Here is a 20022-nt window from a genome sequence, read left to right on the forward strand (position 1 = left end):
AAATTGGCCTATTGTCTTTGGGGGACGCAGTAATGGAAAAGCAAGGTTTTGCTTCAGGATTAAAAGGTTTCGGATTAATTGGTGTAGGGATAGCCTTTGGCTTGGGCAGCGCTTTTTTGATGACAGATCAGCGGGTTGACGGATCTGCGCCACAAAGCGCGCAAACGGATGTAGAGGTCACGCGACAGCAAGCGGACCCGCTGACGCTGAGCACAATCTCAACTTTGCAGTCGGTGGTTGCCAATAGCCAAACAGAGTTGAGCCGCACAGATGATTTGTCACCAGAACAGCTTGAAGTAGTCGCCTTTTTCGAACGCTCTGCACGGCAATTGAATGAAAGTGTGAAATCCGAGCGTAGCCAGCTTTTGCACTTTGATAATATGACAATCGATAAGCTGAATGTGCGGTATTATTACACGTATAACTCGCGCTATGATCAGATTGACCGTGAAGCCGCTTTGGCCGAACAAGCCCGTCTGGTTTATGACAACATTTGTACTGACATGGCTATTCGTACTCTGATGGATGAGTATGGGTTGAATTATACGTATCGCTATGTTTCAAGCGATTTTCGCCATGTGGGCGAGGTGAACGGCAGTATCGAAAGCTGTGCATCTTAGCATTCAAAGTGGCGTCCATGGATAAGATGTAGAAAAGCGGAAAAGTGCAGGTTTCTGTTGCCAGGTACCTGCGAACCCCGCCTAAAGCTGCTAGGCCTTAGGACTTAGAGTTCAGTATTACGCGCTGCTTACGCTGCGAGTGCTACTGGAGCTTTGTTGTCATTTGCAACTAGCTTAAATGTACCGATAACGGTGGTAACTCACCGAAACAAAGCAAACCCCTTTAGACGTTCGTCGATCCTATTTCGACCCCACAATCCCGAAAGACCTCCCCAAATGAAGGATGCCGCCGGAGGTAACATGGTGGAGTCGCCGGGTACCGCCCCCGGGTCCGATCCGCTTATTACGAGCGCGTTTATGTCCATAGTCCCCGAAGAGACATCCAATACATAATCGGCTGGCTGTGGTTTGCAACAGGTAGCTTGTGTGATCGCGGGTTTTATCCGCCGTCTTCAGGTCAGGCTATGCGCCCAAAGCAAAAAGGCGGCTGGTATCGCCTCGAAAGCGAAAAATGTTAAGGCTTTGCGAAAAGGGGGGGCATCAAGAACAAGGGATAGCGCACGGCCCGTTGCAGCACCGGCGTATACAACCCCAAGCATAAAGTAGGCGGACGCGCTGCCAGTGAACAGGCAAGCAAACCCAACGGCCACAAATAAGGCGCCGACGCTGGCGCGCATTTCTGACAAGCCCATTGTTGTGTGGGTGGTTTCCAGATCAAGTGCGGAGGCGGTGTAACGGGGGGCCAAAAAGCCAAACGCCCCAAGACCGATGGTCAACAGGGCCAATCCGATCGAAATATACTCTACCATGATGTCCTCTGCGTTTTGTCCTGTGACACAACATAGAGGTCATCTGGCAGATGGCGAGGGGCGCGTACGCCCATCGCTGTTCTAACGGTTCAAACGCTGCGCTTAAAAGCCGGCTTTGATCTTCTCAAAGGACGCGACCATCTTCTCGCGGATTGCGTTTTCAAGAGGCAGTTGACGCAGGATCGGAGCGTCAATTTTGCCCATGCCAACTTCATCAAGGATCGCTGTGTCAAAGTTAGCCATAGCCTGTGCGTTGCCGTGGCCATAGCCCCATTCGTTAACCATGTAGTCAGTCACCTCTGGCTGAAGCCATGCGTTCATAAAGTCATGCGCTTTTTGCTCAGAGCCCGGGCCGTCTTGCAGGTTCACATATCCACAGAACCACAGTGATGATCCCTCTTTGGCTTCGCGTTGGTACCCGATGGGCGCGCCGTCAGCCGCCATCGTCACGGGAGTTTCGTTCCACGCCCATGAAATCAGAACTTCGCCAGTTGCCATCAGTTGCGCCAATTCTGCGCCGTCTGCCCAATAGGCGCGGACATTGGCGTGAGCCTTGCGCATCCACTCGGAAGCGGCATCAACTTGTGCGGGGGTTGCGGTTGTCCAGTCCGTTACACCAGTTGCCAAAAATGCCAGTGAATAGGCATCGTCTACGTTGTCAGGCAAAGATGTGCGGCCTGCATATTTTGGATCAAGAAACACCTGAAGGCTTTCGATATCTGCAGCGGGAACTTCTTCGGTGTTATAGGCGATTGCGGTCGCACCGAGGTCAGCGGGGATAAAGTAAACGCCTGTCTCATCTGCGAAGATTGGGTTTTCTTTGTAGGCAGCACCTACATTTGCGTAGGCTGGAATTTGTGAAATATCCCATGGCTCAATCAAGCCAGCATCACGCCACTTCTCAACAGATTGCGAGCACGGGTGACCTACGTCGGCACGAAAACCAGAGCGCAACTTTTGAAACGCTTCTTCTTCTTCGCCGAAGAACGCAAAAGTAGGGATATCGCCATGTTTGGCGGTGTAATCGGGGTAGAACCCTTCTTCTTCGTAGCCGGACCAATCAAACACGATCAATTCAGGATCAGCGGCAAAAGCAGTGGTGGCAAACAGCGCAGCGGCTGAAGTCAAAAGCAGGCGTTTCATTGGAATCCTCCGACGGGAAAAATCAAAAATAGTGGGTTGCGACAATGAATAGTTTAGTGCGCGGCACCTACATGGAAAGTGAAGCGCGGCGCAAGTGATTAGCGTCCTGCGCGGGCGGTAAATACTGTATCTGCCATGGCGTTGGTTTCGCGGGCCAGAGTTTGTAACACCTGGTCTGCTTCCACGGCGTTTTCTTGCTCAATAGCATTCGCTAAATCAGTATGTAGGCGAATGATTTTATCACGGTCGCGCGCTGTAAACGTGATCATGTTCATCAAGGGCTGCATGGCTTCTACGGCGCCGGCTAGTTGATATGACAAAACCGGGTTATGGGCCGCATCCACGAGCGCGCGGTGAAAAGCCACATCCGAGGCGCAGAATGCCTCGTCAGAAAGTCCGATTTGTCCTTGGCGGTGAATTTCAGCGCGCATAGTGGCAAGATGATCCGGCGTCCTGCGTTTTGCGCTAAGCGGCGCACAGGCGCGCTCAAGCGTAAAGCGAGCTTCGCAGGCCGTGGCAAAATCAATTTCGTTAATGGACAGCAATAGTGTGGATGTTGTGATCTGCTGTGCATAGGCATCCGCATAGTTGAGCCGTTTGACAAAAGCGCCGCCCGTGGCGCCCCGCTGCGTGCGGATCAGCGATTGCGCCGCCAGCCGCTTGAGGGCTTCGCGCACCGTTGATCGTGACACATCGAACTGTTCGCAAAGCTCAACTTCTGAGGGTAAGCGCTCATCAACAGGCAGAGTGCCGTCGATAATGGCATCGCGGATCGCACCGGCAATTTGCGCCGACAGATCAGCAGAAGGATCAAGCTTCGTTTTCATATGTCTGACATTTATCTATTGCGTAATTTCAAAAGTCTGACATTTAATTTTGCACAGGTCGAGTCGCTTCGACACAAGTAAAAGACAAATACGAAAGATCCGCGTCATGGTCGCAGTCCGCAGCATTCTTTGGCTCTCGTTTTTTGGCGTTATTTTGGTGTCATGGGCGTTTTTGTATATGATGGCGATGATGTCGGGCGTTGATCTTATTGGCCGTCCTGTTGGGATGAACATGATGCCGATGGAGACGTTCGGCCCGCTTTTTGCGATGTGGGCAATCATGATGGCGGCGATGATGTTGCCCACGATGGTGCCAACATTGCGCGCCTACGAAGACCTGATGCAAAGTGCAAACGGCGCACGCGCAGGCTGGCTTGGGGTGCTTTTAGGATATGCGATTGTTTGGGTGGCGTTCGCGGCGTTGATTGCCGCCGCACAATTGTGGCTGGCATCTGTCGGATTGGTCGACGAATTGGGTATTGCGCCTACATGGCTTTCCGCAGGGCTGTTGGTGGTCGTTGGAGCTTTCCAGTTCACCCGCGTCAAAGAGGTTTGCCACGGGGTCTGCCACGCGCCGACGATGTATTTCTTGGGCCACTGGCGCACTGGTGCACTTGGTGGTCTGCGCATGGGGCTTGGTCTGGGTGCGTTTTGTGTCGGGTGTTGTTGGGGCTTCATGGCGCTTGGCTTTGTCGGCGGCGTGATGAGCCTTTTGTGGATGGGGGCGGCGACGCTCTTTATGGTGATTGAAAAATTGCCACAGCTTGGCGCATTCGTGACGCGCCCGATGGGATATGCGCTGATCGCGGCGGGCCTCGGGCTTGGCGTCAGCAACGTACTTTAACGCGCATCTTTGCGCATATGATTTGACCGCGCAATTTGCGCACAAACGAGGAGGGCTACGTCGATGGCCACGACAGAACAACGAACCGAAAGTGACCGCATCGCGATCTCCCAACGGATCGACCAGAAGATGGAAAATAACCCTCTGCGCCGCAAAATGCGTCCGACGGATTGGGCCATCAAGGGCGAGCTTTTCCTCAACTGCTCATGCACGGTATTTTGCCCATGCGTCGTAAGCCTTGGCGCGCACCCTCCCACCGAAGGGCACTGCCACGCGTGGATGGCCATTGCTATTGATGAGGGCCACTTTGAAGGTGAAGACCTTGCGGGGCTTAACGTAGGCCTGTTGGTCGATATTCCGGGCCGTATGGGTGAGGGTAATTGGAAAGTTGCGGCCTACGTTGATGAGCGCGCAAGCCAGAAGGCCTATAATGGCATCCTCAAGATTTTCAGTGGTCAAGCGGGTGGAACCACCGGTTTGTTCACGTTCCTTGTCTCCGAGATCATCGGTGCAGAGCGTGAGAAAGTTGAAATCGTCCGTGATGGCACCAAACGTGGTCTGTATATCGGGCGCAAGATTGCAGGCGAGATCGAGATGATCGACGGCGCCTCACCGGATGAGCCTGTTACGATAACCAATTCCAAATATTGGATGGGACCAAACATCATCGCTGCCAAGGGCCTGAAGTCCAAAGTGCGCGACTATGGCCGCGTGTGGGACTTTGGCGGCATGTCTGCCGAGATTTGCGCAATTGACTGGGCCGGTCCAAAACCGAAATAGGGCCGGAATTTACGACATTATAGCTTCGATAAGCCGAGTATAAGGAACACGATATGGCTTTGATTACTGCTTCGCGTCGGCTTCGCCGCACGCCGTTCTCTGATGGTGTGGAGGCGGCAGGTGTAAGTGCCTACACAACTTATAATCACATGCTTTTGCCAACTGTATTTCGCAGTGTGGTCGAAGACTATCACCACCTTAAATCGGCGGTTCAGGTATGGGATGTGGCCGCTGAGCGTCAAGTAGAGGTGCGCGGCCCTGATGCAGGTCGCTTACTACAAATGCTGACGCCACGCGATTTGCGCGGGATGCTGCCGGGCATGTGTTATTATGTGCCCATGGTAGATGAGACCGGCGGGATGCTGAACGATCCGGTTGCGGTTAAACTGGCCGAGGACCGCTATTGGATTTCGATCGCGGACAGTGATCTGCTGTTTTGGGTCAAAGGCATTGCGTATGGCTACCGCCTTGACGTGATGGTCGATGAACCGGACGTCAGCCCCTTGGCCATTCAAGGGCCCAAGTCTGATGATTTGATGGAGCGGGTCTTTGGTGAGGCCGTTCGCAACGTGAAGTTTTTCCGCTACGGCGTGTTTGAGTTTCAGGGCCGCTCGCTTGTGATTGCGCGCTCTGGCTATTCAAAGCAGGGTGGTTTTGAGATTTACGTTGAAGGCAGTGACATCGGAATGCCGCTTTGGAACGCGCTTATGGAGGCGGGCAAAGACCTTGATGTGCGCGCAGGCTGTCCAAACGGGATTGAGCGGGTCGAAGGTGGCTTGCTGTCTTATGGCAATGATATGACCCGCGATAACACCCCCCATGAAACGGGACTTGGTCGTTTTTGTTCAACTCAAACGGCGATCGGTTGTGTGGGCCGTGACGCATTGCTGCGCGTCTCCAAAGAGGGGCCGGTGAAGCAAATCCGCCCTCTTGAGATTGAGGGGGGAGTGCCGCCCTGTGATCGTACCTGGCCTTTGATGGCAGGCGATAAAGTTGTGGGGCAGATCACATCTGCCGCCAACAGCCCCGATTTTGGCACAGGCGTCGCTATTGGCATGGTGCGTATGACCCATTGGGACCCAGGCACCAAGCTGACAGCCCAAACACCGGATGGTCCGCGGGCCGTCACGGTGGCTGAAAAATTCTGGATTTAATGTATGGCGCGGCGCGGGGCATCAACGTGCCGCGCCCGTGCAAAGACTGAAAAGATATGGGGAGATGAACATGTTTAAAGCACTGGTGGTCAACAAAGACGACGAAGGCAAAACACACGCAGCCGTTGAGGAGCTTAGCCTCGATCAGCTTCCGGCCGGTGATGTGGTTGTGGCCGTGGAATACTCAACAGTGAACTACAAAGACGGTCTGTGCATCGGGCCGGGTGGCGGTCTTGTGCGCAACTACCCCCATGTGCCGGGAATTGATTTTGCAGGCACCGTCGAAACATCTGATGACCCGCGTTATGCTGCAGGGGATAAGGTCGTTCTGACAGGCTGGCGCGTCGGTGAGGCCCATTGGGGCGGCTACGGACAAAAAGCGCGTGTCAAAGCGGACTGGTTGGTGCCACTTCCCAAGGGCCTCGATACACGTCAGGCAATGGCTGTGGGTACGGCAGGCTTTACGGCGATGCTGGCGGTTATGGCACTCGAAGATCACGGCATCAAAGACGGGCCAGTTTTGGTCACTGGTGCGGCTGGTGGCGTTGGATCCGTGGCTACTGCCATTCTGGCAAACCTTGGTCATCAAGTTGCGGCTGTGACGGGGCGCCCTGAAACAGGTGCCTATCTTGAAAGTCTTGGGGCGTCCCAGATTGTAGCCCGCGAGGAGCTGAATGAGACCACAAAACGTCCGCTTGAGGCGGAAACATGGGGCGGCTGCATTGATGCGGTCGGGGGCGAAATGCTGGCGCGTGTGCTTGGGCAGATGAAATACGGCGCATCGGTTTCGGCTGTTGGTCTTGCCGGTGGCGCGGGTTTGCCGGCAACCGTTATTCCGTTTTTGTTGCGCGGTGTGAACCTGCTTGGGATCGACAGTGTGATGCAACCCTTTGAGGCACGTCAGCGTGCTTGGCAGCGTATCGCCACCAATCTTCCGCTTGCAAAGCTTGAGGACATGATTGTTCCAGCGACGCTTGCCGATCTGTCGTCCCTTGGTCGTGACATTTTGAAGGGCCAAGTCAAAGGACGTGTCGTGGTGGATGTTGCCGGAAGCTAAGAATCTTCAACGTGTTCCGTCCAGGCGGTTTTAAACGGTCAGAAGACTTATTGTTGTCGCAATGGCAGGGCTGGTGGCTCGTGTTCTACTGGGCGTGGTGGATCGCATTTGCGCCTTTAGTGGGGATGTTTCTTGTGCGTATCAGTCGTGGTCGGTCGATCCGAGAGTTCGTGCGTGGTGCGATGATCGTGCCTGCGTTAATGTGCTTTGTCTGGTTTTATGGGCAGGCGGCTCGGCTATTGATCTTGAGTTGAATGGCGGTCGGATGGCGTGATCTCTGGCGCAGCAAACGGTGACAAGATCTTTGCGATGACCGAATTCATGCTTGCGCTGATTGCATAGCATTGGCGTGGAGCATGGCGTTCTTGGTGACCTCTGCTGACTCGGCAGTTTTGATCGTGTACACAATCAACGCGGCTGGCGATGAAGGGCCAAAAGCACGTCCGCACTTTATGTTTTGGGGTGCGGCATTGGCACTGGTGGTCGGCGTTTTGCTTATCTCAGGGGTTACATCTGAGATCTAAACAGCGATAGTGGTCGGCGCGCTACTATTCTCGGTGGTGATGATGTTGATGTGCATCGCGCTGATCAAGGCGATCTATAATGATGGTCGTCGTGAGGGAGCTGGTGTTGCGACGACAACAGCCGAAATGAGCTGAACACCTGCTGAGTAATTACTCTGTTATAGCTATGTTTACGCCCTGTCGGTATTGACGATGGGGCGGTTTCATTTGCCGGTATTCTCTTGCATACCGCCTGTTATTATGCAATTTTCTGCATATGATGATGGACCTTGATTTTGTGCGTGCGCAGTTCCTTGCGTTTGCCGAGCCTGCCTTGCGCGGGCGAGGGTTTTTCGAGAATGCAGGCGGCAGCTACACGTGCAGGCATTCGGCGTGGCGGTTGAACCGTTTTTACCGCGAGCGCAAAGTCCAACCTTATGGTCAATACCCAGCCTCTGAACTTGCGGGCGCCGAGATGGATGAGGCGCGCGAACGGCTTGCGCGTTTGCTTGGCGTGCAAACTGATGAGGTAAGCTTCGGTCCATCGACCACCCAAAACACCTATGTGTTGGCCCAAGCTTTCGGGTCGTGGCTGACCGAGAAGCAGGTAATCATCGTGACCGACGCAGATCACGAGGCCAATAGCGGTGTCTGGCGGAGATTGGCCGACCGCGGCATCGAGGTGCGCGAATGGAAAATGCGCCCTGAGACGGGCATGCTTGAGACCGATGATCTTGAAGAGCTGATTGATGAGCGGGTTAAGCTTTTGTGCTTTCCGCATGCTTCGAACGTTGTGGGCGCGCCGCATGATGTGTCGGCCATTTGTAAAATAGCGCGCGAGAACGAGATATTCACTTGTGTGGACGGGGTCAGCTGTGCACCCCACGGCTTGCCGAACATCAAAAAGCTGGGCGCTGATATCTATCTGTTTTCGGCCTACAAAACATACGGTCCTCACCAAGGCATTATGGTGATAAATCGTAACCTTGGAATGGCGCTGCCGGGGCAGGGCCATGGGTTCAACAACCACGTCCTTTACAAGCGCTTCACGCCAGCGGGTCCAGATCATGCGCAAGTCGCGGCCTGTGCGGGGATCGTGGATTATTTCGACAAGGTTTATGAGCATCATTTCAAAGCGGGGCGTGACGCGACAGGACGTGCGGAGTCAGTTGCAGCCTTGATCCACGAGACAGAGCAAACAGCGCTTCGCCCCTTGATGGCCTATCTTGAGGGACGTGATGACTTACGGGTCCTTGGGCCGATTGACGCACAAAAGCGGCTGCCCACTGTTTCGGTTGTTGTTGACGGTCAAAGCGGCGCAGACGTAGCGCGGCGTTTGTCGGATAAACGCATCATGGCCGGTGGCGGGACGTTTTATGCCGATCGCGCACTTGAGGCACTCGGCGTTGATCTGGCTCAAGGGGTCCTTCGGCTGAGTTTTGTGCATTACACATCCCCCTCCGAGGTTGATTTGCTGATCCAAGCCCTAGATCAAACGCTGTGAAAGCGGCCTTGCCGCGCGAGTTGACGGCAGGGGGCTATTTTGAGCGAGCAGACACCAATCATCATGTGGTTCCGGCGTGATTTGCGCCTTTCAGATCACCCGGCACTGACTGCTGCGTGCGAAACGGGGCGGCCGGTTGTGGCCCTTTTTAGTCACGATCAAATTGTCGAAACGCTTGGTGCTGCGCCGAAGTGGCGTCTCGAACAATCGCTTGGCGCGTTGCAGGCGTCTCTTGAAAAGATCGGTGCGCGTTTGGTTTTGCGCCGAGGGAACGCCCTTGAAGTTCTCAAGAGCGTGATCGCTGAAACCGGAGCGGGCTCTGTCTACTGGTCGCGGCTGTATGATCCTGATGCGAAAGAACGTGATACGGCTGTCAAATCTGCGCTCAAAGAACAGGGCATCGATGCGCGCAGTTTCGCAGGTCATGTGATGTTTGAGCCATGGACCGTCGAGACAAAGACCGGTGGATTTTATAAAGTATACACGCCCATGTGGAAAATGGTGCGCGACCGCGATGTGCCTGCGCCCCTGAGTGCGCCGACGAATATGGCGTCGCTATCCCAAGAGATTGCGTCCGATGCACTGTCTGACTGGGGGCTTGGGCGGGCCATGCACCGTGGTGGGGCGATCGTGGCGCAATATGCCCGTGTGGGTGAAGATGCCGCCCGCGCGCGGCTTGATAGCTTTATCGAGACACGCGTTCAGGGCTATGACACTAACCGCGACCTTCCTTGGAAAGACGGCACAAGTGGGTTGTCTGAAAACCTTTCTTTGGGTGAAATCAGCCCGACAACATGCTGGCACGCGGGTCAAGCCGCACTTCATCAGGGAAAAGCAGGCGCAGAGACATTCCTCAAAGAGCTGGTTTGGCGCGAATTTGCGTATCATTTGATGCACCACACCCCACAGATTGTCTCGGAAAACTGGAAACCGGACTGGAATGCCTTTCCGTGGAATACAGATGAGACCTCCGAAAAAGTGCGGGCTTGGAAGCAGGGCCGGACGGGCATTCAATTCGTAGATGCCGCGATGCGTGAGATGTATGTGACGGGCAAAATGCATAACCGCGGTCGCATGATTGTGGCCAGCTATCTGACCAAGCACCTGCAGTGTCATTGGAAGATTGGCCAAAAATGGTTCGAGGAATGTCTGACGGATTGGGACCCTGCATCAAACGCAATGGGTTGGCAGTGGTCATCGGGGTCGGGACCGGATGCGACGCCGTATTTCCGTGTGTTCAACCCTGTGACGCAGCTGGATAAGTTCGATAAAAACCGCGATTACGTCAGTGCGTGGATCGCCGAAGGGCGTGCGAACTCCGCAAAGACTGCGCTACAGTATTTTGATGCCATTCCACAAAGTTGGGGTTTGGCCCCTGATGCGCGTTATCCCGAACCGATTGTGACGGCTGAAGCAGGGCGTAAAGCAGCACTTGGGGCGTATGAAAACCGTGGTTTTTGATGATCTGGCTAAAAAATATGTCTTTGAAGAGGTTACCCAGCGTTAATGCACTTGGCTTTGTAAATGATTGCAATAGGTTACACTTTCAATCGCGGCGCCTGTCAGGCAAAGTGGACACAACTGATATCAGCTAGGAAGCACGCATGATCCTGACCACGACACAAGGGCAAGCAAATCTGCCCCGTTATTTTACCCAAGTGTTTTCTATGGCTCAAAGTATGTCTCGCGGACAGCTTGATATGATTTTGCCAGACGGCCGTCACTTTCGCGCAAGCGGTGCGGCGGCAGGTTTTGTGGCTACAGTCCACATTCACAACAACGATTTGTTTGGCCGGCTGATCCGTGAAGGCGATCTTGGATTTTGCGATGCGTATTTGGACGAATGGTGGTCCACACCTGATTTGCAGGCCTTCATGGATTTGGTGCATGACGGCAATGAGGAAATGTATGACGGGTTTGCGGGGCAGGCGCTTGTCCGGATGTACGAAAAACTTCGGTTTTGGTTGCAATCGAACTCCAAAGGCCAAGCCCGAAAAAACATCAGCTATCATTATGACTTAGGCAATAGTTTCTATGGGTTATGGTTGGATGATACTATGACGTATTCATCGGCTTTGTTCAAAACAGGGCAAGAGAGCACGGAAAAAGCCCAAGAGCAGAAGTATGCACAGTTAATTGATGAGATGGGCGTCAGCGCCGGTGATCATTTGCTTGAGATCGGCTGTGGTTGGGGCGGTTTTGCGGAATACGCCGCCAAAGAACGCGGCCTGAAGGTAACAGCGCTTACGATTAGTCAGGAGCAGTTTAACTACGCTCAAGAACGCATTGAAAAGGCAGGACTTTCCGATCTTGTGACGTTTAAGATGCAAGACTACCGTGATGAGGAAGGCACGTATGATGGCATCGCCAGCATTGAGATGTTCGAAGCAGTGGGTGAAAAATATTGGCCCGTTTATTTCGAGACGCTGCGCAAGTGCCTGAAGCCTGGTAAGCAAGCGACGCTTCAGATCATCACTGTCGCTGATGAGCGGTGGAGCATTTATAAACGTGGCCCAGATTTTATTCAAAAATACATTTTCCCTGGCGGCATGCTGCCCGCACCGCGTATTCTTAGGTCACACGTTGCCCAAGCGGGGCTGACCGTAGCCAAGTCGATTGAATTTGGTGAGAGCTATTCGATTACGTTGCGCCGCTGGTACGATGACTTCAACGCCCGTTGGGCAGAAGCAGCAGCCATGGGTTTTGATGACCGGTTCCGCCGGATGTGGAACTTTTACCTGACCTCTTGCGCGTCGACATTCGATAGCCAAACCTGTAACGTAACGCAGATCACTGTGGGCAAGCCTGCATAAGGTTTTGGATCACGGCAGGTCGCCGCGTGTCGTAACTCGTGCAGTAAGGAGTGTTCGTGATGCCAACAGCCGGTCGTCTTGTTGCAGCGGCGGTGTTGGCCGCTATGGGGTGGTGTGCATCGTTTCTGATCGCACCGCTGATGGTCGAAGATCCCCCGTTTGAATGGTTTGCACATATCAACACAGCAGCGGGGTTTGTGGTGGGGTGGACGGTGATCGGCGTTCGGGTCAAGCCCGCTGCAAAAGGCATCGTTGTTCACGGGCTGACTGGGGCGTTTGCGTGGGTTTTCTGGGCGTTGTTGGCGCAGTCAACGATCAAAATGCTCGAACGATCGTTACGCAAGCAATACGACCAAGCGATGGAGGCAGTCATTGCTGTACTTGAAATCGCGTTTGAAGACCTGCAGATCATGGCGAGTGGCAGCGTAATTTTTGTTGTGCTTGGCGGCGGTGTTTTGGCGGCTTATCTGGGCGCAAAAGCGGCGCTGGCTTTTAACAAGCCGGGCTTGCCGTGATGCCTGATCAAGCGGGTAGTGAAAAAGATATGCCAGCTGAGAACGGGTCTTTGATTGTCTACGGCACGCTGCGTGATGCCGTATTACGCAATGTAATCCTCGGGCAGACCGATCATTTGCGCCTTAGCGAAATGATGCTTGAGGACTATCGGGTCAGCCAAGTACAGGGCGAAAGTTTTCCAATCATTGAAGCCGCAAAAGGCCAAGTGGCGAAAGCGCTGCGCATTGATGGCCTTAGTCCCAATGACCGAGCGCGTTTGGATTTTTACGAGAGCGGTTTCGCCTATGATGTGGTGCAAATTGACGGGGCGGACATCTACATGCCTCCGCGTGGTCAATGGCAGGCCGGAGGGGCGTGGTCCCTAAGTCAGTGGCAGAACGACTTCGGCGCAGTTAGCCGAATGGCCGCTGCGGAGGTGATGAGTTATTTTGGCCAGCTGAGCGGTGTGGACGTGGCCGCGCGCTTTGGCATGATCCGCGCACGGGCCGCGTCAAGACTGCGCGCCGACGCGGAGATGGGGCCTGTAGATGGCCGCTTGTCGCGCGATGATGTTGCGCTTTTCGGGCAGCGCATGCCATATTTTAATTTCTTCGCGATGGGTGAGGCAGATCTGTCATTCAAGCGTTTCGATGGCTCAAGCAGCCCCGTCGTAACCCGTGCGGCGTTCAAAAGTGCTGATGCTGCGATTGTGCTGCCCTATGATCCGGTGCGCGATAGGGTCCTTTTGGTTGAGCAGTTTCGCGTGGGTCCGTATCTGCGCGGTGCGTCTGATTGCTGGTCGATGGAGCCAATCGCGGGTCTTATTGATGCGTTTGAGACACCCCAAGACGCAGCGCACCGCGAGGCGATGGAAGAAGCGGGGCTTAAGTTCAGCGCGCTTCATACTGTTGCTGAGGCCTACCCAAGCCCCGGTTCATCAACCGAGTTTTTCTATCTTTACGTGGGAACCGCTGATTTGCCGGATGACATCACGGGCGTTGGTGGTGAAGTAGGTGAGGCCGAAGATATCGCCTCGCACCTTCTAAGTTTTGACGCGTTTATGAAAGTAGCTGACGGGGGTGGTTTGAAAAACGCACCGACTTTACTCTTGGCTTTGTGGTTGGCGCGACACCGTGATGAGCTTCGGGCAGGGATTGCGCGAGCGGGGTCTTGATCGTTTGCGCCTACGCGGCTCAAATCCCGCGCTAATTGGTTGAGATCGCCCCCGCGCTGGCCTACATCTCAGATACGAATAAAACAGAAGGGACCGCTCGATGCGCGTTGTAAAAGATCTCGCTGACGCAGTCGGCAACACCCCGTTGATCCGTCTCAAAGCAGCAAGTGCTGCCACGGGCTGTGATATTTACGGTAAAGCTGAGTTCCTGAACCCCGGTCAATCGGTCAAAGACCGTGCAGCGCTTTACATCATTAAGGATGCCGTCGCTCGTGGTGATCTTAAACCGGGTGGCACAATCGTTGAGGGTACGGCAGGCAACACCGGCATCGGACTTGCCTTAATGGGCGCCTCAATGGGCTTCAAGACCGTCATCGTTATCCCAGAGACCCAAAGCCAGGAAAAGAAAGATATGCTTGAGCTTGCTGGCGCGACTTTGGTTCAGGTCCCCGCGGCCCCTTACAAAAACCCGAACAATTATGTGCGTTATTCCGAGCGACTGGCGAATGAACTGGCCAAGACAGAACCAAATGGTGCCATTTGGGCGAACCAATTCGACAATGTTGCAAACCGCCAAGCCCATATCGAAACAACGGGCCCCGAAATTTGGGAACAAACCGGCGGCAAGGTGGATGGCTTCATCTGTGCTGTAGGTTCTGGAGGTACGATGGCCGGCGTTGGGATGGCGCTGCAAAGTAAGGGCGTAAAGATTGGCCTTGCGGACCCAGATGGCGCCGCACTTCACAGCTTTTACACCACTGGCGCGCTTGCATCCAGCGGGGGCAGCATTACCGAAGGGATTGGGCAGGGGCGCATCACGGCCAATCTTGATGGGTTCACACCCGATATGTCGTTCAACATCCCAGATACAGAAGCAGTGCCGATCGTGTTTGACCTGCTCGCAAACGAAGGTTTGGTTCTTGGTGGTTCAAGCGGTGTTAATGTGGCTGGCGCGATGCTCATGGCCCGTGAAATGGGACCGGGCCATACGATTGTGACGATCCTGTGTGATTACGGAACACGCTACCAATCCAAGCTCTTTAACCCAGCGTTTTTGCGTGAAAAAGGCCTGTCCGTACCAGAGTGGCTAGATCAAAAGGCAAATGATATTCCCTCAGTCTTTGAAAACGCTGAGTGAGCCTGAACGACATTTACCGCAAATCATTCGGTGAGACATGAATACAGAGCCTCTTTTCCTAACAGATGCCTACATGCGTGATGCGACCGGCAAAGTCGTGAGCCACACGCCTGAGGGCGGCATTGTCGTAGATCAGACAAATTTTTACGCAACGGGTGGCGGTCAGCCCGGCGATAGCGGTCGGATCACGTGGCAAGGCGGTGCAATGAAGATCGCGATGTGCATCAAAGGCGAGGGGGCTTTGATCCTCGTACCTGCTGAGCCGACTGCTCTTCCTGCGGTTGGCACGCAAGTTACGCAAACACTGGACTGGGAACGTCGCCACCGGATGATGCGTGTTCACACGCTTCTACACCTGCTGTCTGTCGTGATCCCGCTGCCTGTCACAGGAGGCGCAATCGCGGCAGATAAAGGACGGCTGGACTTCATGATGGAGACCCCCCCCGAGGACAAAGCAACAATTGAAACAGAGTTGAACCGTTTGATCGATGCCAACTTTGCTGTGACAGACGCGTGGATCACAGCCGCCGAATTGGACGCGAACCCCGATTTGGTGAAGACCATGTCAGTCAAACCACCCACCGGTGCGGGAATTGTCCGGTTGGTTCGTATTGGTAATGAAACAACGCAAATTGACCTGCAACCTTGCGGTGGCACCCATGTTGAACGCACCGGCGAGATCGGTGCGATCCGGCTGGGCAAAATCGAGAAAAAGGGCAAAATCAACCGCCGGGTCTATGTGCATTTAGGGGATTGAGGCGAGGGCATCAGAATAGACGGCCTGCTATCTGGGCCTACGCGTCCCTATTTGTGGACAATCCGCAAGAAACCCCTTGATCCCCCCCACCGATTGCCGCTATTTGCCCCTCACGGACAGGTGGCCGAGTGGTCGAAGGCGCACGCCTGGAAAGTGTGTAGGCGGGAGACCGTCTCCAGGGTTCGAATCCCTGTCTGTCCGCCACCCCATCCTTGTAAATATTTGATAATATTAAATTAAAAATTTTATCTTAATTTCAGTCCCTAATTGGGTCCCCTGAAAATAATTAAGAGATCCGCTCCCGCGCGCGTAGCTGGGGCCTTTGGATGTGCTGGATATATGAATAATTCGATACGGCAGCATTACTTGTTGTCAAAAGCTATTTGCCATTCGGATTGGGGAAGGCTCTGGTTAAAAACCGGTTATAAATCCCTATGCCTATTGCAGCCAAAACTCAGAAACCCAATTAACTGGGACGCTGCTCCGCTTCCTCCTCTGTAAGCCGGTGTTTCGGAGCAAAATAGGTTCTTAATCCTTTTGGCATTTCAAGATCATTTATGGCACCATCAGTAAACGCTGAGGAGAGCCTTTATGAAAAATTTACTGTTCGCTGTTTCAATGTCAGTCACAGCAACCTCTGGATTAGCCCAAGACTCTTGGTCTACAAACTCGTTCACTGGAGTGACTAGCGGTTCGATTGGTGGTGAAAATTTTTCTTGCTCCACCAACAGTTTTACTGGCGTTACGGCCTGTTATTAAAAAATAGCACCGGACAACTGAACATCCCTTTAGAGGGATGTCCGTGTCTGCCCGTCTGAATGGGGCGCGGAGGATGGTCGGACATGTCTGCAGGATTAGCACTCCGCTATTGCATTAGCGGTCAATGGGCTACCTCTAAGCTGTAGCCAACAATTTGGTCCGCGTTCGGGTATCGAGCGGGCCAGATGGAGACTTTCCCGCTAAATGATGAGTAAGCCGATGGGGCGGTTAAGCACCAATGCAGGGTGTGCAGCATGTGCAGGGTTTTTTCAGTTGTAATAATAAATCAGTAAAAATCTCTTAAGTGTCAAATAACCCTGCATACCCTGTAACCCTTAGGATGGCACTGTCAGGACAGACGTCAGAGCCGCTGTGGTCAGAATAACAATAACAATTACCGCCCATTCAATCGATATGGACTTGGACAGATGACCTGCTGCGGCGGGGTCACCCCTGCTCATTTGCGGGATGAACCGAAGCTTGTTGGCCGCAGCGAGGGCCAAGAGGCTTGCTACGAACAACACCTTGATGATTAACGCCTGTCCATAACCCGTACCCACAAGAGATGACAACGACCCGACCAATTCGTAACTCATGTAGACACCTGCAAGGATAAGTAATGGTACAAAAACCGCTGCTATTTTGCCGAAGCGGTGCCCGACACTTACTGCATCCGATAATCGGCTTGTGTCTAGTGACAACGACCGAAGAGGCGTCAAAACACCAATCCAAATCGAGATCGCAATCAAGTGAATTAGCAACGCAATGCTCAACAAAAGACTGTCACGATCTGGGATATGCCCAACAGTTACAAACGACCACAACGCGAGGCCGCCGCCGATCATTGAAGGGATCAGCCCAAACCTTCCAAGTAACAGTCCTGTAATTAACAGCCCAAGACCAGCTAATCGCAAGGCAACAGCCGTTCCAACGGGTGTGGACCAAAGCAAACCTAGCATTTCAAAATCGACCATACCACCTGCATCACCTGTCAGGGCGGCACCAGACAAAGAGAAACCCATCACTGTCGCTGCAATCCCGAGCAAAGCAAAGCCAACGGCGAAACGGCGGTACCCCGTGATCTGGAGAAGCAAAGTTGTCAAAAATGTACCGACAGCGGTCAGCACACCGAGGTAAAGCGCAAACTTTGTTGCAATAGATGCCAGTTCCCAGAGGTCCAGCATTGCTATTCAACCGTAAAGCTAAATGACCCTTTTAAGGGATGACCATCCGCACCAAGACCACGCCATTCGATTAGGTAGATACCCATGCCCATCGTTGGAACAGGAATGGCGTAGTCAGAGGCAAAACCGCGAAAGGCATCCAGATCGAGGTTAACGCTCGACTGATTGTCTTGGGTCATGCTGACCCGCGTCAGTCGAATGGCGCCCTTAAAATCCATAACAATCTCTGAAGGCGTTTTCGAGACGGTGGCCGCGTTAGCTGGAACAGTCGCCTCAAGCGGTGAGTGCGCAATGGCGCCTGTAGCCCACAAGCTCACCATCGCGGTGAACATGATATGTTTCATTGTTTGTTCCTTCATGCGATCAGTTGATACCATTGGCTCGTTGAAGTTCGCGTATGTAAGCGGTGATCATTTTGACGTCTCCACGGGTGACACCTTCAACAGCAGGCATGTTGCCGAAAGGCCAATGGTGCGCACGCACGCCTAATGCTGCGGCCCGCTGAAAGCTTTCATCGCCGTGATGGCTAGGTTCATAGATTTTGTGAACAAGTGGGGGCGCAACACCGTCTTTTCCCGCAGCGTTGACCCCGTGACAAGCCGCACATTTTGCATTGAAGCCCACTTGACCGACTTTCGCTTTATCCGAAAAACTATCCGGCAGAATGACTTTAACCAATGCTGTGTCATCACTGCCAGAAGTTGTGCCTGCACTGACAGTTGGCTCGAATGTTGTCCAAAGCATGTAACTCGCCGCACCAACTACTAGTGCCATCGCTGTGGCGTAAAAAAGTTTCATGTATTCTCTCGTGTTTTAAGTTGTTGAAGAAGCATACACCTTCCAGCAGGTGGAGGGTCAATCCTTTTCACATCACAGATTTGAGAGCATCCACACACCCATGCCAATCATCATGAGGTTCTCGGTCAGTGAGATAAACCCAAGTGGCACCTTACTATCGCCCCCAACACAGGCACACTTAAGTTCCCGCTTGTCGAGATAGACTGCCTTAAACACGCTGACAGCCCCAATTCCAGCCACAAGAAATGCCGCAGGAGCGGAGAGCCAAGTCAGCACGCCAGCCATCATTAGTAATCCAGACCCTGTTTCTACGAAGGGGTAGACGTATCCATATCGCACCCATCGCTGTGCCAGCAGGTCATAATTGAGAAACATGGTCGCAAAGCGTTCGACATCCTGAAGCTTTTGTAACCCTAGCAGCACCATGGAGATTGAGATAAACCATTCGATAGTTCGTCCAGAGAAGGGTGTCCCAAGCGCGACCCATGTCACGGCGAGTGCCATGAAGGCCGCGACCGAAAACAACATAATGACAGGCGTGTAGGTCAGGGTATCCCTGGCTTTAGTGGGCTTGCCAAAATATTCTCTTAGATCATCGAACCCCCCAATACGAACGCCGTCGATAAAGGTCTGTGGGGTCGTTGCAAGGCCATGCTTGGTCTTGAAGGCATCCACTTCTTCTCTGCTAGTCAAATGGCGATCTTCCACCTCGTATCCCTCGCGTTCCAGCAAATCCTTGGATTTCAGACCGTGAGGGCACATACGATCCGACATTACCATGCGATGGAGTGTTGCTATTTTGGTAGCCTTATTTCTTGGCATTTCATTTACCCTTTCATCGGTCTTTGCGAAGTCGTTGCACCTATTTGGACTATCATTTAGTCTTCCCAGCAACTGGAAGGTCAAGGAGGATTTGCATGAACATTTCTGCTGCATCCAAGGCGGCTGGCTTGCCCGTCAAAACAGTTCGCTACTATGCAGATATCGGTTTGGTAAGCGCACCATCACGATCAGATACCGGGTACCGCACCTACGATGATGCATCAGTCCGAAAGCTAATATTTATAAGACGATCCCGCGCGTTTGGCTTTACCATTGAAGAGTGTCGCGAGCTTCTTGACCTATACCAGGATCAAGATCGCACTAGCGCGGAGGTAAAGCGCAAGGAAGGCTTTATTGATTGGGCGTGGAGTAGTGAGCCACTCATCAAATCAGGAATATTCTATCGCGGTCGTCAAGAGATCATCCCGCTGCCTGCTTCATCCTTAGCTGCAAAACAGGATATGCTGATCGACAACCGAACAGGAATTCTGCACCCAAAAGGCATTTGGCTGGGGGAAGAAGAGGTTCGGGAAATGAGCATATTCTCGGAACTTCCCGATAAAACCCGCATGACCGTCTCTCTTCTCCTATATCCTGATGACGCTCCAGGAAAATGGGACCGCGATTTGGAGGAACCAACAGAACACGACACATACGATCAGTTCGTTATTGGAGGCCAGGTGTGAAAAGAAACGACTGCTCAGCGGAGCTGCACGACTTGACGGAATGGAAAACCCTTTTTGTTGTTCCTAGTCATTTGAGGGGCACATCGCAAATAGCGTAGTTGGTTCGTAATATCATCGCGGTCCCCGTGATTTGGCCGTGGGATGTCTCTCGTTCA

At 53.3% G+C, this 20022-nt stretch carries 21 protein-coding genes, 1 tRNA gene, 1 other RNA gene and 1 pseudogene; 16 read left to right on the forward strand and 8 right to left on the reverse strand.

The window, feature by feature from the left end; genetic code table 11:
• A partial coding sequence (locus ACTF5M_RS09645; protein WP_438960799.1) for a hypothetical protein occupies window positions 1-620 on the forward strand: 620 nt, incomplete at its 5' end.
• 43 nt (window positions 621-663) lie between these two features.
• Here the strand turns inward: ACTF5M_RS09645 and ssrA are convergent.
• From ssrA to ACTF5M_RS09665, 4 genes are all read right to left on the reverse strand, one after another.
• Window positions 664-1038, reverse strand: a transfer-messenger RNA (tmRNA) gene (gene ssrA, locus ACTF5M_RS09650).
• 34 nt (window positions 1039-1072) lie between these two features.
• Window positions 1073-1429 carry a DUF4345 family protein gene (locus ACTF5M_RS09655; protein WP_438960800.1) on the reverse strand — a complete coding sequence of 119 codons (357 nt, stop codon included), beginning with the start codon at window positions 1427-1429 and terminating at the stop codon, window positions 1073-1075.
• 102 nt (window positions 1430-1531) lie between these two features.
• Window positions 1532-2572: an extracellular solute-binding protein gene (locus tag ACTF5M_RS09660; protein ID WP_438960801.1), complete on the reverse strand. Its 1041-nt coding sequence runs from the start codon at window positions 2570-2572 to the stop codon at window positions 1532-1534.
• 98 nt (window positions 2573-2670) lie between these two features.
• Window positions 2671-3399 (reverse strand): FadR/GntR family transcriptional regulator, encoded by a 729-nt coding sequence (locus ACTF5M_RS09665; RefSeq protein ID WP_438960802.1) that lies wholly within the window; start codon window positions 3397-3399, stop codon window positions 2671-2673.
• A gap of 106 nt (window positions 3400-3505) precedes the next feature.
• Between ACTF5M_RS09665 and ACTF5M_RS09670 the strand changes: the two genes are divergently transcribed.
• The 14 genes and pseudogenes from ACTF5M_RS09670 to ACTF5M_RS09735 all read left to right on the forward strand — a co-directional run bounded on the left by ACTF5M_RS09670 (window position 3506) and on the right by ACTF5M_RS09735 (window position 15822).
• Complete coding sequence (locus ACTF5M_RS09670; protein ID WP_438960803.1) at window positions 3506-4243, forward strand: DUF2182 domain-containing protein; 738 nt, start codon at window positions 3506-3508, stop codon at window positions 4241-4243.
• A 63-nt stretch (window positions 4244-4306) separates the two neighbouring features.
• Window positions 4307-5023 (forward strand): DUF1326 domain-containing protein, encoded by a 717-nt coding sequence (locus tag ACTF5M_RS09675; RefSeq protein ID WP_048598136.1) that lies wholly within the window; start codon window positions 4307-4309, stop codon window positions 5021-5023.
• A 53-nt stretch (window positions 5024-5076) separates the two neighbouring features.
• A complete protein-coding gene (locus ACTF5M_RS09680) occupies window positions 5077-6177 on the forward strand; it encodes a dimethylsulfoniopropionate demethylase (RefSeq protein ID WP_438960804.1) in 1101 nt (366 codons plus the stop codon).
• Window positions 6178-6247: 70 nt separating this feature from the next.
• Window positions 6248-7234, forward strand: coding sequence for an acryloyl-CoA reductase (gene acuI / locus ACTF5M_RS09685; protein WP_438960805.1), 987 nt, complete (start codon window positions 6248-6250; stop codon window positions 7232-7234).
• An 11-nt stretch (window positions 7235-7245) separates the two neighbouring features.
• Window positions 7246-7758, forward strand: a pseudogene (locus ACTF5M_RS09690) (BCCT family transporter).
• Between the two features lie 9 nt (window positions 7759-7767).
• Entirely contained in the window at window positions 7768-7893 is a 126-nt protein-coding gene (locus tag ACTF5M_RS09695) for a hypothetical protein (RefSeq protein ID WP_438960806.1), read from the forward strand.
• 121 nt (window positions 7894-8014) lie between these two features.
• Complete coding sequence (locus ACTF5M_RS09700) at window positions 8015-9241, forward strand: aminotransferase class V-fold PLP-dependent enzyme (RefSeq protein WP_438960807.1); 1227 nt, start codon at window positions 8015-8017, stop codon at window positions 9239-9241.
• Between the two features lie 39 nt (window positions 9242-9280).
• Complete coding sequence (locus ACTF5M_RS09705; RefSeq protein WP_438960808.1) at window positions 9281-10702, forward strand: cryptochrome/photolyase family protein; 1422 nt, start codon at window positions 9281-9283, stop codon at window positions 10700-10702.
• A gap of 143 nt (window positions 10703-10845) precedes the next feature.
• Window positions 10846-12054 (forward strand): class I SAM-dependent methyltransferase, encoded by a 1209-nt coding sequence (locus ACTF5M_RS09710; protein ID WP_438960809.1) that lies wholly within the window; start codon window positions 10846-10848, stop codon window positions 12052-12054.
• Window positions 12055-12113: 59 nt separating this feature from the next.
• Window positions 12114-12569, forward strand: a complete 456-nt coding sequence (locus tag ACTF5M_RS09715; RefSeq protein WP_438960810.1) for a TrgA family protein — start codon at window positions 12114-12116, stop codon at window positions 12567-12569.
• Window positions 12569-13723 (forward strand): NUDIX domain-containing protein, encoded by a 1155-nt coding sequence (locus tag ACTF5M_RS09720; RefSeq protein ID WP_438960811.1) that lies wholly within the window; start codon window positions 12569-12571, stop codon window positions 13721-13723. The genes ACTF5M_RS09715 and ACTF5M_RS09720 overlap by 1 nt, the downstream gene beginning before the upstream one ends.
• Window positions 13724-13823: 100 nt before the next feature.
• Complete coding sequence (locus tag ACTF5M_RS09725; RefSeq protein ID WP_438960812.1) at window positions 13824-14861, forward strand: cysteine synthase A; 1038 nt, start codon at window positions 13824-13826, stop codon at window positions 14859-14861.
• 37 nt (window positions 14862-14898) lie between these two features.
• The gene (locus tag ACTF5M_RS09730) at window positions 14899-15618 is read left to right on the forward strand and encodes an alanyl-tRNA editing protein (RefSeq protein ID WP_438960813.1); all 720 of its coding nucleotides are present in this window, start codon (window positions 14899-14901) and stop codon (window positions 15616-15618) included.
• 114 nt (window positions 15619-15732) lie between these two features.
• Window positions 15733-15822, forward strand: a tRNA-Ser gene (locus tag ACTF5M_RS09735).
• Between the two features lie 890 nt (window positions 15823-16712).
• Here ACTF5M_RS09735 and ACTF5M_RS09740 read toward each other — a convergent pair.
• From ACTF5M_RS09740 to ACTF5M_RS09755, 4 genes are all read right to left on the reverse strand, one after another.
• Window positions 16713-17561: a copper resistance D family protein gene (locus tag ACTF5M_RS09740; RefSeq protein ID WP_438960814.1), complete on the reverse strand. Its 849-nt coding sequence runs from the start codon at window positions 17559-17561 to the stop codon at window positions 16713-16715.
• Between the two features lie 2 nt (window positions 17562-17563).
• Window positions 17564-17905, reverse strand: coding sequence for a copper resistance CopC family protein (locus ACTF5M_RS09745; RefSeq protein ID WP_438960815.1), 342 nt, complete (start codon window positions 17903-17905; stop codon window positions 17564-17566).
• Window positions 17906-17924: 19 nt separating this feature from the next.
• Window positions 17925-18359, reverse strand: a complete 435-nt coding sequence (locus ACTF5M_RS09750) for a c-type cytochrome (protein ID WP_038010050.1) — start codon at window positions 18357-18359, stop codon at window positions 17925-17927.
• Window positions 18360-18431: 72 nt separating this feature from the next.
• Window positions 18432-19181, reverse strand: a complete 750-nt coding sequence (locus ACTF5M_RS09755; protein WP_038010048.1) for a MauE/DoxX family redox-associated membrane protein — start codon at window positions 19179-19181, stop codon at window positions 18432-18434.
• 95 nt (window positions 19182-19276) lie between these two features.
• Between ACTF5M_RS09755 and ACTF5M_RS09760 the strand changes: the two genes are divergently transcribed.
• Window positions 19277-19867, forward strand: a complete 591-nt coding sequence (locus tag ACTF5M_RS09760) for a MerR family transcriptional regulator (protein ID WP_438960816.1) — start codon at window positions 19277-19279, stop codon at window positions 19865-19867.
• Window positions 19868-20022 lie beyond the last annotated feature (155 nt).

It is taken from the genome of Nereida sp., assembly GCF_965655635.1.
Classification (GTDB): Bacteria; Pseudomonadota; Alphaproteobacteria; order Rhodobacterales; family Rhodobacteraceae; genus Nereida.